The sequence below is a fragment of the Erysipelatoclostridium sp. An173 genome (assembly GCF_002160495.1).
GTDB lineage: Bacteria > Bacillota_I > Bacilli_A > Erysipelotrichales > Coprobacillaceae > Thomasclavelia > Thomasclavelia merdavium.
The window spans coordinates 48,754-65,104 of record NZ_NFKR01000016.1; the positions used below are offsets into that span (position 1 = coordinate 48,754).

General features: G+C 29.1%; 17 protein-coding genes. 3 read left to right on the forward strand and 14 right to left on the reverse strand.

Annotated elements, in window-relative coordinates:
- The first annotated feature begins 8 nt into the window (after nt 1-8).
- Nucleotides 9-518 carry a VOC family protein gene (locus tag B5F09_RS08330; protein ID WP_087373530.1) on the forward strand — a complete coding sequence of 170 codons (510 nt, stop codon included), beginning with the start codon at nt 9-11 and terminating at the stop codon, nt 516-518.
- Nucleotides 519-623: 105 nt separating this feature from the next.
- Here B5F09_RS08330 and B5F09_RS08335 read toward each other — a convergent pair whose 3' ends face one another.
- The 3 genes from B5F09_RS08335 to B5F09_RS08345 all read right to left on the reverse strand — a co-directional run bounded on the left by B5F09_RS08335 (nt 624) and on the right by B5F09_RS08345 (nt 3,533).
- Nucleotides 624-1,721 (reverse strand): MerR family transcriptional regulator, encoded by a 1,098-nt coding sequence (locus tag B5F09_RS08335; RefSeq protein ID WP_087373533.1) that lies wholly within the window; start codon nt 1,719-1,721, stop codon nt 624-626.
- Between the two features lie 130 nt (nt 1,722-1,851).
- A complete protein-coding gene (locus B5F09_RS08340) occupies nt 1,852-2,649 on the reverse strand; it encodes an ABC transporter permease subunit (protein WP_087373536.1) in 798 nt (265 codons plus the stop codon).
- Between the two features lie 2 nt (nt 2,650-2,651).
- On the reverse strand, nt 2,652-3,533 hold the full coding sequence (locus tag B5F09_RS08345; RefSeq protein ID WP_087373538.1) for an ABC transporter ATP-binding protein: 882 nt from the start codon (nt 3,531-3,533) through the stop codon (nt 2,652-2,654).
- A gap of 265 nt (nt 3,534-3,798) precedes the next feature.
- Between B5F09_RS08345 and B5F09_RS08350 the strand changes: the two genes are divergently transcribed.
- Nucleotides 3,799-4,182 carry a PAS domain-containing protein gene (locus B5F09_RS08350; protein WP_087298818.1) on the forward strand — a complete coding sequence of 128 codons (384 nt, stop codon included), beginning with the start codon at nt 3,799-3,801 and terminating at the stop codon, nt 4,180-4,182.
- 118 nt (nt 4,183-4,300) lie between these two features.
- Here the strand turns inward: B5F09_RS08350 and B5F09_RS08355 are convergent, their stop codons facing one another.
- Together B5F09_RS08355 and B5F09_RS08360 are read right to left on the reverse strand one after the other, a co-directional pair.
- Nucleotides 4,301-5,419, reverse strand: a complete 1,119-nt coding sequence (locus B5F09_RS08355; RefSeq protein WP_394335297.1) for an aldo/keto reductase — start codon at nt 5,417-5,419, stop codon at nt 4,301-4,303.
- A gap of 84 nt (nt 5,420-5,503) precedes the next feature.
- Nucleotides 5,504-6,709: an MFS transporter gene (locus B5F09_RS08360; RefSeq protein ID WP_087373542.1), complete on the reverse strand. Its 1,206-nt coding sequence runs from the start codon at nt 6,707-6,709 to the stop codon at nt 5,504-5,506.
- Between the two features lie 260 nt (nt 6,710-6,969).
- On the opposite strand from B5F09_RS08360, the gene B5F09_RS08365 reads away from it, so the two are divergent.
- A complete protein-coding gene (locus B5F09_RS08365) occupies nt 6,970-8,766 on the forward strand; it encodes a DUF885 domain-containing protein (RefSeq protein ID WP_087373545.1) in 1,797 nt (598 codons plus the stop codon).
- Between the two features lie 38 nt (nt 8,767-8,804).
- Here B5F09_RS08365 and B5F09_RS08370 read toward each other — a convergent pair whose 3' ends face one another.
- The 9 genes from B5F09_RS08370 to B5F09_RS08415 all read right to left on the reverse strand — a co-directional run.
- Complete coding sequence (locus tag B5F09_RS08370; RefSeq protein ID WP_087373548.1) at nt 8,805-9,710, reverse strand: alpha/beta hydrolase; 906 nt, start codon at nt 9,708-9,710, stop codon at nt 8,805-8,807.
- A gap of 9 nt (nt 9,711-9,719) precedes the next feature.
- Entirely contained in the window at nt 9,720-10,469 is a 750-nt protein-coding gene (locus tag B5F09_RS08375) for an HAD-IIB family hydrolase (RefSeq protein ID WP_158095831.1), read from the reverse strand.
- Between the two features lie 72 nt (nt 10,470-10,541).
- Nucleotides 10,542-10,793, reverse strand: a complete 252-nt coding sequence (locus B5F09_RS08380) for a kinase to dihydroxyacetone kinase (RefSeq protein WP_087373552.1) — start codon at nt 10,791-10,793, stop codon at nt 10,542-10,544.
- A 32-nt stretch (nt 10,794-10,825) separates the two neighbouring features.
- A complete protein-coding gene (locus tag B5F09_RS08385; RefSeq protein ID WP_239404292.1) occupies nt 10,826-11,509 on the reverse strand; it encodes a pseudouridine synthase in 684 nt (227 codons plus the stop codon).
- Between the two features lie 325 nt (nt 11,510-11,834).
- A complete protein-coding gene (locus tag B5F09_RS08390) occupies nt 11,835-13,388 on the reverse strand; it encodes a hypothetical protein (protein WP_087373554.1) in 1,554 nt (517 codons plus the stop codon).
- Between the two features lie 43 nt (nt 13,389-13,431).
- Nucleotides 13,432-13,611, reverse strand: coding sequence for a hypothetical protein (locus B5F09_RS08395; RefSeq protein ID WP_087373556.1), 180 nt, complete (start codon nt 13,609-13,611; stop codon nt 13,432-13,434).
- Between the two features lie 833 nt (nt 13,612-14,444).
- Nucleotides 14,445-15,203 (reverse strand): SDR family oxidoreductase, encoded by a 759-nt coding sequence (locus B5F09_RS08405; RefSeq protein ID WP_087298805.1) that lies wholly within the window; start codon nt 15,201-15,203, stop codon nt 14,445-14,447.
- 95 nt (nt 15,204-15,298) lie between these two features.
- The gene (locus B5F09_RS08410) at nt 15,299-15,712 is read right to left on the reverse strand and encodes an iron chaperone (RefSeq protein ID WP_087373560.1); all 414 of its coding nucleotides are present in this window, start codon (nt 15,710-15,712) and stop codon (nt 15,299-15,301) included.
- Between the two features lie 115 nt (nt 15,713-15,827).
- Nucleotides 15,828-16,351 (reverse strand): transaldolase family protein (locus B5F09_RS08415; RefSeq protein ID WP_087373562.1); only part of this gene is annotated, 524 nt, incomplete at its 5' end.

Below are 16,351 nucleotides of genomic sequence, written 5' to 3' on the forward strand. Positions count from 1 at the left end.
CTATTATTATGAAATTTAATAATATAATGCACGTTTCTTTCTTTACTGATCAAATGGATGCAATGCGCGATTTTTATGAAAATAAACTTGGTTTAAAAGCTAAGATGATTGTCCGTTATGAAGCTTATAAAGATAAAGAAGGACATCCATGGGCTAAAGTTGCTAAAGAAAGACCATTAGATATCTGTTTAATTTATATTGAAATTGCAAATGGGCAATTTATCGAATTATTTCCAAAAGCTGATGGTCAAAAAGAGCATCCTGAATATAACCAGCATTTAGGATATAGTCATTTTTCATTAACTGTTGATGATATTTTCAAAGCACGTGATGAATTAATTGCAGCGGGTATTGACATTGATATCGAACCTAAAATCGGAAATTCTCATACTTGGCAAATGTGGATCCATGACCCTGATGGAAATCGTATTGAAATGATGCAATATACTGATGAGTCTTTCCAAATTACAGGTAATATTGAAGATGATGAAAAATTATTAAAAAGCTTAGGTAAATAATAAAAATAGTTAAGTGATAGTTTGTAATGAACTATCACTTTTCATTTGATAATATTTAAATCAATGATTTATAAATTAAAAAAAATGATACTGGATTTACCAATATCACTTCTTAGAATTCAAATGAAAATGATCTTCAAAAAAATCAAACAGTTTACCATCTTGTTTCAAAGCTTCAACAACAATATCATCACTAATAATTTTTACATCTTTTTGTTTTAATATTTGATATGCCAATTTCAAATCCTCACCGAAATATTGACCAGAATCAGTTATAAATTCAAAATCATCCTGAAAATGAAAAACAAATTGTAAAATATATGTTCGCCAAATTCCAGTACGACCAGCTGATGTCGTTGAAAAAATCAAATTTATCTTTACATAATCAAGATCACTATATTGATAATTGCGATTATATCGCTTTGAATCTTTAAGTATCATTCCTTTTAAAATCGATAACCGACTTTGAGTTTGCAAAGAACAAATTGACAATTGATTATCTGTTAATTCAATATATTTTTGTTTACCACAATGAAACGTAATCAAGATTGAAAATATTATTAAAGAAATAATCATTATAACTGCAACCGTCATGACCGTAGTTTCAAAATTTGGTAATGGATCTAAATTACTAGCTACCAATTGTTGATTTAAGTAATCAATTGCCTTAGGCAATCCAACTGCAATTCCTAAACTAGCTAAAAATGAAGCAAATAAAACCAAAGGAAAAGCTGAGAAAAAATTATTTGGATCAACCCGGTATCCTAATACTACTGTTTTAATTGGTTTAAAATAATCAAATATTTTTTTTATATCTGTTTTTAATTCTGTTTGATTAATATTTTCATTAATTAATGTATTTTCATTAGTTATTACATCTAATAAAGGAAGATCTTTTTCTTTTAAATCGTTGCATACTTCCTGAATATATTTTAATGATTTTATCTGGTAATCTAATTTTTTCAAATGACTTTCTAAGACATTTTGAAAATCTTTTTCATTATTTAAGATAGCTTTTATTTCCTCAATTGGTATTTCTAACTCCCTTAAGTAGATGATTTTTTTAATTTTCCGGATATCATTATCATCATAATTACGATAACCATTTTGATTACGCTCAGGTTTTATTAAACCCATTTTTTCATAATAACGTAATGTATGACTACTTATATGCAATTGCTCTTGAACTTCTTTAACTAACATGGTAAATACCTCTCTTTCTAAATCCAATATAAGCTTTAGACTAGCTCTAAGGTCAATAAAATATTAGAAAAAACATAAATATTTCAACAATTTGTTCATAGAGCAATATTTTTTTATCTCCTGTCTAAAATTATAAAGATAGATCACGTTTTTTAAATATATTTACTGCTACAATAATAAAAACAAATGCTAATAAATATAACACCCCAGCAAACATGATTGCCTGTAAATCCAATTCAATCAATCCATTAGTATCAAATAAAGTTAATGGTGTTAAATACTTTAAAAAATCAAACTTATCACTAACTTGAGATAACATTTGTATTAAAATAAAAATCATTCCTAATCCACCACCTAGTCCCATTGACCATTTGGTTTCATTAAAACTACAAGCTGTTAAATATACTAAAGTGCTAAAAAAACAATGCAATCCAAAAAGACCACAATTTAAAACTAAGAATTCCTTAATTGGTACTAACTCATTAAACATAACTTTACCACAAACAATTACTAGTACCGTTTCATAAACAATTAATAATAAAACCCCTAATAACACTGTTAATAACTGTGTCAATATTATTTGGCTTCGATTTCGTGGGGTTGCCAATAAATAAGCAAAAGACCCTTTATCAATATATCTGCAAATTAAACGACTAATCATTATCAACATAAAAACAAAAGGAATAATAATCATAATAAATCCAAATAAATAGTTAGTAACAAATTCTATCAACGACGAACCAGCATTGGTCATTGAAAAAGCCGCAAATAACTCTGGCATACTTTCAGCCATCATTTCCAAACTTTTTCCTAATTCAGGATCATACATAGCTACAATTATTCCAGCATATAAACTAATAATCAAAATAAAAATAATAAATATTTTATAATTAGCTTTTATTTCTTTTTTAAATAAAGGTAGTATCATTGTTAATTACCCCCACCATAATAATGTAAAAATAATTCTTCTAAAGACTGCGCTCGAATACTAATATCATCAATTGAATACTGTGTTAAACTTTTTAAAATATCATTGATTTGCCCTTGCATGATCAAAGTAACTGTTTTGTCTTTTAACTTTCCATTTGGAAAAAGCTGATTAAAAGAAATCGCATCTTCTAAGTTATTAAAACTAATTTCATAACATTTATGCCGATCTTTTTTTAACAGCGCCATTTCTTTACTGGCAACAATCTTACCATCTTTTATCATAACTACTCGATCACAAGTATTTTCAATTTCTTCAAATATGTGCGATGACATTAAAACTGTTTTCCCTTCAGCCTTAGCACGTTTTATTAATTCAACAAATTTATTTTGCATTAACGGATCTAAACCACTAGTCGGTTCATCTAATATTAAAATTGGACAATCTTGCATAAAAGCTATCACTAATCCTATTTTTTGCTTCATCCCTTTAGACATCCGTTTAATTTTATTAGTTGGATCCAATTCTAAAAAATCTATCAACTCTTTAGCCCGTGTTAAATCTTTGATTTTTTTCATTTCAGCAATAAATTTAATAAAATCAATTCCTCGCATCTCATCCATAAACGCAATTTCACCAGGTAAATAAGCTACCATTTCTTGTATCTTTGGACTTTGAGCAAAGCAATCTAGATTCATAACTGATACACTTCCCTGATCTGGTTTAATAAAACCCATTAGATGTCTAATTAACGTTGTTTTTCCACTGCCATTAGGACCCAAAAAACCTAATATTTCTCCCTTTTCGATTGTAAAACTAACATCAAATAATCCTTTTTGATTACCATAATCTTTCGTTAAGCCATTTATTTCAATAACACTCATCGAAATCCCTCCACTAACATTCACTTACTATTATTGTAATTTAGATATCTTAATTTTACTACAAAAACAATTAATTATATGTATATATTTACTTGCTTAAAATAAGTTTATTTTGTATTTACTAACATTCTAGTAAAACTTCTATCATTTCTATTTCAAAAAAATTACTTTTTTGCTAATACTTTTTAATTATAATACTGTCTCATAATTTACGATTTTCTAATAATTTGATAGAATATAAAATGAATAGTGAGGTAATATAAATATGGACATTACAAAAGAAATATTAGAGAGTATTTTGGATGCTTATGCTTATGAAATTGTTTTTGTTGATCGTAATCATATCGTTCAGTATATGAATAAGACCGCAAAACAACGATATGGTAATCGTGTTGTCATCGGTAATAGTTTATTTAACTGTCACAATGAAAATTCTAAGCATAAAATTGAAGAATTTTTAAAAAGAGCTGATAATGGTGAAGACGAAATGTTTGAAACTTATAATAAGAAAACTGGTGAACGTGAATTCTTTGTTCCTGTAAGAAACAAACAAGGAGAAGTTATTGGGTATTTTGAAAGACATGAAATGCCTTGGGATAAAGATGCTCCAGAAATTTCAGTATTTGAATATTGGAAACATCGTATTTAATCTTCTATAAAACTATGATGATACTCAATAATTGAGTATCATTTAGTATTTTAGTACTTTTTACATTAAAATATAAAAGGTTAAAGTATATCATTAAATATCCTTTAACCTCATAATTTTATTCAAAATGTTTAGCTACATCTTGTAAATACTCAATAATTGATAAATGTTGTGGACATACTTGTTCACATTGACCACAAGCAATACAATCACTAGCTTTACCAAATGTTTTAGTTAAGTTGTCGTAATATTCACCTTGTGGTGTCCAGCCTTTTTCTTCAACTTCTTGTAAATCAGCATTATACAATGAAAAATACTTAGGAATTGCAATCTTCATTGGACAACCATCTACACAATAAGCACAACCAGTACAAGGAATTGCAATATTGGCATTAATTGCATCAACTGCTTTATCAATTAATTGATATTCTTCTTCATTTAATGGTTTGAAATCCATCATATAGCTAGTATTATCAAGTAATTGTTCCATGTTTGACATACCACTTAAAACCATCATGACATTATCTAAACTAGCTGCAAATCTTATTGCCCAAGATGGAACTGACATATCAGGATGATATTCTTTAAACATTGTTTCCACTTTTTCTGGTACTTGAGCTAATGTCCCACCTTTAACAGGTTCCATTACAATAACTGGTTTATTATGTTTAGTTGCTACTTCATAACATTTTCTTGATTGGACTCCAGCACTATCCCAATCTAAATAATTGATTTGTAATTGAACTAATTCAAATTCTGGATGTTCTGTTAATACTTGATCTAATAATTCAGGACCATCATGGAAAGAAAAACCAATATGTTTAACTAAACCTTGTTTTTTCTTTTCAATAATCCAATTAAAGCAATCTAATTTATTATAAACTTCAATACTATGAGTATTGATATCATGTAATAAATAATAATCAAAATAACTTACACCAGTTTTCTTTAATTGTTCATTGAAGACTTTATCACGATCTTCTTTTGTTTTAATAAAATTAGAATGTAATTTAGTTGTTAAAGTAAAGCTATCACGAGGATGACGATCTACTAGTGCTGCCTTAGTTGCATTTTCACTATTAAATCCACAATACATCCAAGCTGTATCAAAATACGTAAATCCTCTTTCTAAAAAAGTATCTACCATTTTTTTAGTTTCCTCAAGATCAATTTTTGAAGGATCATCAGGGTCTAAAGAAGGTAGTCTCATTAATCCAAAACCTAATTTTTTAGCCATTATATCTTACTTCCTTTCTAGACATATTTTGTCATCTAAATTTTATCTTGTCTACAAAATTTTGTCTAGTTAAGATTTAAAATATTAATTATCAGCTAACTCCATTGAAACATAATTAACTTCTTTATTAGTAAAAATATTATTTAATACTAACATTACAACTGCTAAACAAATAAAACCTCCACTTAAAACCATAAATAAACTATTAAGACTATCACTTAATGCGATATTTTGCATAAAAATACTACTATATGGTGAAATAAAAGCACCTAAATTAAAACCTACTAATAATAATGAAGTTGCTAGTGGTGTATTTTTTATTTGTGAATTATTAATACGATCGATTAAGTATGGCATAAAAATTTTAAATCCAAATCCGGTTAAAAAACTACCAGCAAATGTAATTATCATTGAATTAGAAATTCCTATTAAAAACATTGCTAATGCTAAAATCAACAAACCAATAATTGGTGTTAGCTGCTTAAAGATTTTAATTATCTTACTAAATAATGTTCCAGCTGTAATTGCTCCTAGTGATAATAATATAATTACTAAACTAGCATCACTAGCATTTCCATATCCAGCCGTTGTAATTAATGTTGATACTTTAATACCCATTGTCATATATAAAGATGCTGCTACAAATAACAATGCGATAAAACTAATTAACATTATATTATCTTTTTTAAACCCATTTTCTTTTACAATTACATTTTTATCAACCGAAATATCATTTGCTGTAGCTACCTTAGGAATAAACTTGATAAAAACAATACATACCGGAATTGCTATAGCATAGGCTAAAAATGGTGCCTGCCAACCAATTTTCAACAATTGACCAGCAATAAATGTTATAAAGATACCACCTGCACCTTCAAAAGTACTTTGTAATCCATACATTTTAGCTCGATCTTTCCCTTGATAAAAACTATTTACTAAAGCTACTGTTAAAGAATTGAATAAACCAATCCCAAATCCAAGCATTGCTCGACTAATTAAAATTAAATAAAAATTAGAAACAAATACTGGCAGTATCCCTGAAACAGCGACAATTAACAACCCTAATGAAGCTGTTTGTTTATAACCAATCTTTTTCGCGATAAAACTACTAATTAATACTGAAATCATTAAAAATAATGATGGTACAGTTGTCAACATTTCAATCATTGCTAATGGAATTGTATCAAAAGCTCTTGCCATAGCTGGAATATTAGCATTGATTGCTGGTGCACTACCAACTAATAAAGATGCTGACAATAACGAATATTTTAATACTTGTTCTTTTTTCATAATCATTCTCCCTTCTATTTACAGCTATATTTTACCTAGTAAAACACTAGTTGAGAATTCTTAAAAAGTTCACATAGTATCACCTATTAGTTAATACTAAAACATACAAAATATTAATATATGCAGATTTAGACTATAAATTTAAACCTATAGGTCATAGTTAATATTGTTTGAATAAATATTGCTAACTTTCTTTTAACGAACAAATTGTTTAATAACTCTAAAATGGCTATAATATATTGTATTGGAAGGAGTTTTTTATGAATAAAATAAAACAATTGACCACTATTTTATTAGCCCTAATTTTGACGATTTCTATTAGCGGCTGCAACAATCAAAATTCTGGTGATGCTGATAAAATGCAAACCGAATTTGATCAATTTATTGAACAGGAATTTATTGATACAATGGAAAGTGATTATACATCATTACATTCATTTATTGAAAATCCTGAAAATTTTGGAATTGACTTAAATAATGTTGAAATCGGCTTTGGTTCTGGTTATAGCGAAGAAGAACTTGAAGAAGCTAAAAAAACAACCGAAGAAACTGCTGAAAGATTTGCTGAATTTGACCGAGATCTATTAACTGCTAAACAACAGGAAACTTACGATATTTATCAAAACACATTAGAATTAGCACTAGAGTCAAATGATGATAAATATGATTATATCGCCCCAGCTTTTGAAACTGCAACTGGTGCTTATTGTCAAATTCCAACAATGTTAACCGATTGGACAGTAAGAAATGAACAGGATGTTAAGGATTTAATTACATTAGTTGATGATACTGATCGATATATTCAAAGTCTATTAGATTATTTAAAGGTTCAAGAAGAAAAAGATACCCTTTCTATCAATGTTAATGATGTTGTTGAATATTGCCAAGGGATAATTGATGCTAAAGATAATAGTCCTATCTTACAAGCCTTGAATGAAAAAATTGATGCTTTGAATCTTGATGAAAATCAAAAAAATACTTATAAACAACAGCTTTCTACTACCTTTAATGATTCATTTATTACAGCTTATCAAAATATCATTGATACCGTAAATGGACTTGATAAAAATAAAATAAATGATGGTGGTCTAGCGAATATCGAAAATGGTAAAGAATATTATCAGTTATTATTACAAAATGCTACTGCAAGTTCTAAAACAGTTACAGAAATTCAATCAGAATTTGAAGATGCGATGGATGATTGTTTAAAAGAAATGCAATCTTTAATAATTTCCAATCCAAGTATCTCATCTGTTGTTCAAAATAACTTTGGTTCCATTAAAACCAATTACAACAGTTATGAAGAAATGATGCAAGATTTAGCAACTGAAATACAAGAAGATTTTCCAGACATTGGAACTATTGATTATCAAATAGCTCAAATTGATCCTTCTTTAGCTAATAACAGTGTTGCTGCTTATTATAATTTACCAGCATTAGATAGCAAAGCAGCAAATCAAATTCGTGTTAATTCTGATAATAATGAAATTGATATAAGTGCTGTTGATACTTTTCAAACTATTGCTCATGAAGGTTTACCTGGTCATATGTATCAGGTTAATTACAGTTATTTAAACCTTGATAATAATTATCGTAAAGTTTTAGCATCAAATCCATCATATCAAGAAGGCTGGGCTGTTTATGTGCAATATTATTGTAACAAATATTTATCTCAACAAGTTAATTCAGATATTTTAGAATTAATGAAATATAATAACATTTATTCTTATTATGCAATGATTTTATGTGATATTGGTATTCACTATGAGGGCTGGGATTTAGATGAATTTAAAGATAACTTAGCAGATTTAGGTTTTGTCATTAATGATGATGATTCGCTAGAATTACAATACAATCAGTTAAAAGACAATCCGACAATCTTTGTTCCTTATTATTATGGTTATCTTCAATTTAGTAATTTAGAAACTACTGCTAAAGAAGAGCTAGGAAATAAATTTAATGATATTGAATTTCACGAAGCTTTATTAACTAGTGGTTGTGCTCCATTTACAATTGTTGAAAAGAATGTTGAAAATTACATTGAAACAAACAAGTAAAAACGATTCATTTAATTGAATCGTTTTTACTTACTGTTTTAAAGACACGATTTTATAAAATCATCATACAAATCAATTACTTCTTCTTTCCAAAAAACTGCCCCACCATGATCACTGCCACGAACTAAATACAGTTTAACACTTTTACCGGCATTTTTTATCGCCTGATATAATTCCACGCTTTGTTTACAAAATACTGTTTTATCTTTAGTACCATGTAAAATAAGCATCGCTGGATAATCTAAATCAACATAACTTTTAACATTAGCTACCTTTGCTTCCTCAATATTTTCACGAATATTATATCCCATTAACATTCCTTCAGGACTATCAGGAAGCTGATGATTTAAAGTTGAAGGAAAACCATCAGGCATTGTAATATCAACAGCACCATATAAATCAATAATCCCTTTAACAAAACAATCATATTGATTAATTGGCTGATCAAACAAATCTGTTTTAGCAGTCATCCCAATCATCGCACTAGTATGACCACCTGAAGAATCACCCATGATAATAATATTATCACTATCTAAATGATATTGATCATGATGAGCTTTTAAATAACGAATTGCATTTTTACCATCAATGATCTGAGCTGGAAAATGAGCGATGCCACTATGACGATATTCAACAATAGCACAAACATAGCCTCTTTTTGCCAATGCTCCAATATTCGCAACATTACGATAAATATTTTGTTTTTTCCAAGCAGATCCTTGAATAAATACTACCCCAGGAAACTTTTTATCAGGGTGATTAAACATTGAAGGTACTAACAGTTGTAAATGCAAATCAACACCATCTTTTCGATCATAGACAATATCTGGAAGATAATCAACACCAATTTCTTCTCCAGTCATTTTTATTTCAGGTATATTATCTAGATTACAAATGTAGTCTGGCATGGTTTCATAAGTATATTCTTTAACCTCTATTTTCATGATAACCTCCTAATCCTTTTGTAATAATTGTTCAATACATTGATCTAAATGACTAACAACATTGTTTGCTACTTGTTGTACTTCTAAAGGACTATAATCAAATGTAAAACTATTATCAACAAATTCAAGCATGGAAATATCGTTATAAGAATCTCCAATGCAAGCTAAATCGTTTTTATCTAACTGATAGTAATTGGCAATTGCTTCAAGACCGCTTTTTTTAGAACAGTCTTTAGCGACAACATCTAATGCTGTTTTATTTTGAAAGATTTCAATATCTACGTATTGTTGTAAATCCTGTTTAGCACTAAACGCTTCCTTTTCAGTTTTGAACATTAAAGAAAAACTAATAATTGTTTTGTCTAACAGTTGTTTTTTGGAAGTTAGATTAATAATAAAATCTGATGAAAAATCATTCTTACTATTTACAAAATAAATTTCATTTTCAGTAGCAATTAACATTTCAACATCATTATAACTATCCATAACTTTTTCAACTGTTGTTAAAGTTATCTCTTTTTTACTAATTAATTTAAAATCTCGATCTAAAACAATAGCTCCACTATTTACAATATAAAAATCAAATTTAAAATCAGGTGAAGCAAAATCAGTAACCCCAATTAATGGTCTACCCGTACAAACTCCAAATTTATGTCCTAAAGACTGGAATTTTTGAATTGCTTTAATATCATCTCTTCGATAATTTTCTAATTGATATTCAAAAAATAATGTTCCATCAAAATCACTAGCTAATAACAAATTCTTTTCCTCCTTTTTTATGAATTTTTAATATTATTTATCAAAAAAGAGCTAACATTTGTTAACCCTAGTCTAACCTTTTAATCCTCTTGATTGGCGATCCATATCTTCAACAACAATATCGTAAATTTCTCCTAAAGAAGCACAATACTCTAATACCTTCCAAGGCTCATTAGTATGGAAATGAATTTTGATTAAATCTTCATCACCTACAGCCAATAAACAATCCCCTTTAAAATTATTTGTAAAATATTCATTGATAGCATCTTCATCAAGGTTTTTACCCTCTATTAATAACTGGGTATCATATCGAAATTCAAGCATAATATACCTCCTTTTTTCTATTATATCACAATTTATAATAAGCTTAAGATTTCTTGATTAGTTAGATCTCGAAACTCGCCCTCTTTTAATCGTTCATCTAATTTTAAAGATCCAAATTCAATTCGTTTTAAATTTACAACTTCATTATCTAGACTTTTAAACATCTTTTTAATTTGATGATATTTACCCTCACTAATCGATAAATAACAATGAAAATCATCGATCATTTCAAATTCTGCTGGTAAACATTTGATATTATGATCAATAATAATTCCTTGTAAAAATACTTCCTTTAAATTATTAGTAATTTTCTTTTGGATTTCCACCAAATATTTTTTAATAACATGATTACTAGGTAAAAGCAGCTTTTTTGATAAACTATGATCATCGGTTAAAATCAATAAACCAGTGGTATCTTTGTCTAAACGTCCTAAACAATAACAATCTTTATTAGTTATCAAATCAATTACACAAGGATATTTTAGATCATGATTAGCACATATATAACCTTTGGGCTTATTTAACATAATATAAGTAAAAGGCTGGGCTTTTAAAATAGTTTGTTGATAAATAATCTGGTCACTAAATTTAACAGGATATTTATGATCTTTTATAACTTCACCATTAACTGTTATCTTACCTTGTTTTATCAGTTTACGACAAGTCGAGGCATTTCCTAAATTATTTTTCATTAAAACATAATATAAATCTTTCATTTTAAAATTTCCTTTATAAAATTAGTTAATTTTATGATACATCAATTATTAAAAATAAGCGATAAAAAACTAAAGCATTCTACAGTTATAAAATATTCGATATTACACTGCCAAATCCACAATTTTAATATATTTCCCCTTATTTAGCTACTTTGCATAACATTTATAGCATAAACACAAACGTATACCAAAAATATTCTCACACATCAATTTATCTTGACCAACCATACCCAAACCTTGCATAGCCAAAAGATAATTCTTTGTAAACTTCAAGACATAAAGATTGCGCACTGTAATTTTGATTTACAGTGCGCATAGTTATAATTTATCTACAATGTTTTCTGTTATATTTGTAAAAACCAATGCTAGTTATAGTAGTACCCATAGCCAATATAATTGCCACCCATAACTCAATATTGTTGTCATCGCCAGTCGGTACCGAAGTGGCATTACCTGGTTGTGAAGATTCAGACGTTTCTTTGATCGTACCTAACGCTGGGATTGCTACTGCCGCTTTTTCATAGCCACAGACCGTGCATTTTTCATGCTTAGAGCCTGCTTCTGTAGCAGTTGCTTCCTTGTCTGTTACCCATGTAAACTTATGTCCAAGAGCAGCAATCTCTTTTACTTGTTTATCACCACAAAGCTCACAAACACTTTCCTCATAACCTGCTTCAATGCAAGTAGCAGGTTTTTCAACTATCACTTTGTATTCATGCTGGTGCTCCGCTGGATAAGTAACATGATCACTTGCGGGTAATTTTACATCTGTAAGTACATAAGCAGAACAATGTGTCAGATTCATTGTAACCTGATTATAAGCAGTACTAAGTTCACCGACATACTCCAGCTTATTTTCACTTTCATTGTGATGATATAAATATGAGATTTCCCCAAATTTTCCTTTTGGAAGTTCTGTCATAAAGCTGGTTCCACTTGGAAGCGTACCGCTGTGTGAGAATTCAAAAATCTGTGTAGCTGTGTTCTCTGGTATTAAATTAGAAATTCCTTCTACAGTTTCACTTATTGTAACCCCTAAATTGACATTTGCATCTACATCTGTAATCGCACTTCCATTAAAACTCCATTGGGCATCATACATACTTGAATAACTTACAACCAGTGTTTTTTGGTTTTCTTTTAATTTATTAAGCACAGTTCGTGACAAAATATTCTCAGCCAAAATCCCGTTTGTCATATGCACTTTTATTGTATTTGCCTGATTAGTTGTTATTGCTTGAAGAATATCATCTTCAGCTACTTGCATGCCATTAAAATATCCAATATCATATGGCCATGATTCGTCAATTGTCAAAGGAGATATTTTAACCTCACAGTAGACCAGCAAATTACTAACAGAAGCATCATTCAAATTTTTTAAAGAAAACTGTATTTGTGCCATTCCCCCCTCTAAATGACGTATAAAAAATTCTCTAAGTCCAGATTCTGTTAATGTAACAGTCTTATTTGTATTAGAAATCATGATCCCATTTACAATTACTGGATCATATCCCCATGCTAACATAGCACTATCAACGATTACATAATCAGGACATTCAATATCAACAACGATATCTCCGTTTCCGTCCCATGTATCACTTCTCGGTATAGTGCGGATCTGATTGATGATACTATCCCAACTACCATTTCCAGCTTTAGAAACAATCTGATTCGTTGCAGTTTGTGTTTGTAAGACAGTGTTGTCTTCAACATTTAGTACACATTCCCCATTATGACCTGATTCTAATATGCAGTCTTCTGTTACTTCACAAGCAACTGACGGTATTCCCTCTTGCGCAGCTAATACCACGCTAGGAAGCAAAGTTACCGACATAACCATTGAAACTAGTAATGCCTGTATTTTTTTTCTTTTTTTCATTTTTTCATTTCCTTTCTCTAATATTTATTCAGATATTATGGTGCTAAAATATAAAAAGGCTCATTCCATCCATAATAAAATAGACAGAATACGCCTTCTGTTTTTGAGCAAAATAGTTTTCAACTTGACAGAAAAAAGACAGAGTTACGCCTTGCTTGCTTGCTTGCTTGCTTGCTTGCTTGCTTGCTTGCTTGCTTGCTACTAGTGTGCTTCTTGCCGCCATTTTTGTCAAGCCCCTTTCTGAATATAATTTATATAATTATACTACCAAAAAAAGCGCTTACATTCAACATTTTTAAAAAAAATTAATTATAGCTTCTTTATTAAATTGCTACTATTCACAGTCTAAATAATTTAAGTAACTGGAAAAACACGATGTAGATATCAGTCTTCTGACTGCACATCGTATGTTTTCATTTCTGATATTGTTATATATTTTCCTTCCAGTGCTCTTTTTATCAGCTCGCTTACGTTATATCCATTTCGTTTCCCTGTTTCCAGATATGATTTGATATTGGCATAATATCTTGCATTTGTTATGTTTTCAAACTGCCCCGATATCTTCATCTTTGTCTTGCCGCTTCGTAACAATCTTTCGTTGATGTTGTTTGAAAATGATCATTAGGAAGCTTGTTTGTAAATGACATGACAAGTTTTATATCCCAGGTATAAACTCATCTATATAAGCTTTTAAAGTGCCATAAAAAATTTCAACTTCTTTAGTTATTCACTTGACAAGTTTTAAGTGACTGTGAATAGTAACATTAAATTTTTATGATGTGATATAACTATCTACATGATTTAAAATTTCAAATATATATAAGTATTCTTGCTTTATAAAACAAATTAATAATTCTTAATAATTTATTAAATGTTTTCTTAATAATTTTCTGTTATGATAATATTGTAAAAAATGGAGGGGTTAAAATGAATCCAGCAGTAGCAATTGTAATTATTTCTATTATCGAAGTCATTGGCATTAATATCTTTTTACGTCATCGCCATAATGATTAAAAATTGACGACAAAAAGCATCTAGATAATACCTAGATGTTTTTTATTGTTTTTTCTTTTGTTGAAATGATGCAATTATAATATATAAATAATTAGGTAAATAACGGCCTGAAGTCATCGCTAATTTCATTTTTATAGTTGGAATAATAACAACTTTACGCTTTTTCATTTTAGACAAAGCATACTTAGCACAATAATCAGCTCTAATTCCCTTTAAAGCAAACTTCACTTGAGCTACATCATTAAACTCAGTATCAACAGGTCCCGGACATAAACAGCCCACATATACATTACTATTTTTTTCCTTTAACTCTCGAGCAATTCCTTGTGTTAAACTTGTTACATATGATTTAGTGGCGTAATACGTACTCATATGTGGTCCTGCTGGCATTAATCCAGCACAAGAAGCCACATTTAAAATATAACCATTATCATTATGTTCCATTTTTTCCAACATTAGTTTTGTTAAGATGTGTAAAGCTACACAGTTAACTTCAATCATCTCTATTTCTTTTAATAAAGCAATTTCATCGAAATTCCCACTAATACCAAAACCAGCATTATTAATTAAAATTTCAACATTTAAATCTTTAACTTTTTCAAACAACTGATAACAATCATTTTCATTCTTTAAATCCGCTTCAATTATCAAACAATCAGTATCTAATTCTTTTGCCAATTGCTCTAATCTAGCCACCCTTCTAGCGACCAATACTAAATAATAACCTTGCCTAGCTAATAATTTTGCAAACTCCTTACCAATACCAGAACTAGCTCCTGTTATCACTGCATATTTTTCCATTAGTAATCACTTCCTAAAAAATATTTTACACTATAAATTATACGCCGGCAATTAAGCAAAATTTATTATTTTATAAAATTAATAATAGCAAAATATTATTCTTGATTAATATCTTGAAGATAACACCACTTAGCTAGTTTTGTGATTAATTTTTCAGGTAAAGGTTGCGTGAATAAAATTTTAATTACACCGTTATGAACTTTATAATCTGATAAAAGATCATGAAAAAATAAAACTGCTTCTTTGCCTGGATATAAACTAATATCATTTTTATTAACAGCAAAGTGAATTATATTGTCGTTATTTTTCCAAGTTGGCATTCCCCATGCAATCGTTGCTTTTGCTTCTGGTATTGCCTTATTAATAATGTCTTTGAGTTCAATTAATAGCGGTTGAATTTCTTTTTCTTGTCTAGCTATATATTCATCAATCGTAGTAGGTTTTTCACCACAATAATGACTCTGATTTTTTCTTTTAAATACTCTTTTACACTTGGGACATTGCCACATATCTTTCTCCTTTAAATAACCCTTTATAAATTGAAAATACCACATACTTATTAACGTAATGTATCTACAGCTGCCTATCATTCAAAAAAGCAGCACTTAGTTGTGCTGCTAATTATTATAAATCACAAATTCCTTTATTCTCACCATACATTGCATACCAGTCATTATTAAAATCTGCTACTGCTTTTTCAATGTTTGGGTTTTTGAAGATTTGATTTAATACAGCTACTGGTGCTGTTATTGCATGTGAGCCACTATTAAGGGCATCTCGAACTTGTTGTACCCCTTTAAAGCTGGCTGCTAATATTTTACAATCATATCCATCTACTTCAATTCTTGATGATAATTCATGGATCAATTCAAATGGATCACTTCCTAAATTACCGATACGATTTACATATGGAGCAATATAATCAGCTCCGGCTTCTAATGCCATATAGGCTTGCATTAAATCATAAACAGCTGTCGCCGTTACATTCATGCCACGAGCTTTTAATTCTTTAATAGCTTTAATTCCTTCATATGAAACAGGTACTTTAATATATACTAAATCATCGATTTCCTTTACAATTCGTTTAGCTTCTTTAACCATAGTTTCACAATCCAAACCAGTTACCTGGATATGCAAACTGTTTTCCA

Bases quoted from the DNA above. Each gene is read 5' to 3' on its own strand.
- B5F09_RS08385 (WP_239404292.1), bottom strand. From the start codon at position 11,509: ATGAAAGATTTATATTATGTTTTAATGAAAAATAATTTAGGAAATGCC.
- B5F09_RS08360 (WP_087373542.1), bottom strand. From the start codon at position 6,709: ATGAAAAAAGAACAAGTATTAAAATATTCGTTATTGTCAGCATCTTTA.
- B5F09_RS08395 (WP_087373556.1), bottom strand. From the start codon at position 13,611: ATGGCGGCAAGAAGCACACTAGTAGCAAGCAAGCAAGCAAGCAAGCAA.
- B5F09_RS08380 (WP_087373552.1), bottom strand. From the start codon at position 10,793: ATGCTTGAATTTCGATATGATACCCAGTTATTAATAGAGGGTAAAAAC.
- B5F09_RS08335 (WP_087373533.1), bottom strand. From the start codon at position 1,721: ATGTTAGTTAAAGAAGTTCAAGAGCAATTGCATATAAGTAGTCATACA.
- B5F09_RS08350 (WP_087298818.1), top strand. From the start codon at position 3,799: ATGGACATTACAAAAGAAATATTAGAGAGTATTTTGGATGCTTATGCT.
- B5F09_RS08390 (WP_087373554.1), bottom strand. From the start codon at position 13,388: ATGAAAAAAAGAAAAAAAATACAGGCATTACTAGTTTCAATGGTTATG.
- B5F09_RS08340 (WP_087373536.1), bottom strand. From the start codon at position 2,649: ATGATACTACCTTTATTTAAAAAAGAAATAAAAGCTAATTATAAAATA.
- B5F09_RS08410 (WP_087373560.1), bottom strand. From the start codon at position 15,712: ATGTGGCAATGTCCCAAGTGTAAAAGAGTATTTAAAAGAAAAAATCAG.
- B5F09_RS08370 (WP_087373548.1), bottom strand. From the start codon at position 9,710: ATGAAAATAGAGGTTAAAGAATATACTTATGAAACCATGCCAGACTAC.
- B5F09_RS08405 (WP_087298805.1), bottom strand. From the start codon at position 15,203: ATGGAAAAATATGCAGTGATAACAGGAGCTAGTTCTGGTATTGGTAAG.
- B5F09_RS08365 (WP_087373545.1), top strand. From the start codon at position 6,970: ATGAATAAAATAAAACAATTGACCACTATTTTATTAGCCCTAATTTTG.
- B5F09_RS08345 (WP_087373538.1), bottom strand. From the start codon at position 3,533: ATGAGTGTTATTGAAATAAATGGCTTAACGAAAGATTATGGTAATCAA.
- B5F09_RS08355 (WP_394335297.1), bottom strand. From the start codon at position 5,419: ATGGCTAAAAAATTAGGTTTTGGATTAATGAGACTACCTTCTTTAGAC.
- B5F09_RS08330 (WP_087373530.1), top strand. From the start codon at position 9: ATGAAATTTAATAATATAATGCACGTTTCTTTCTTTACTGATCAAATG.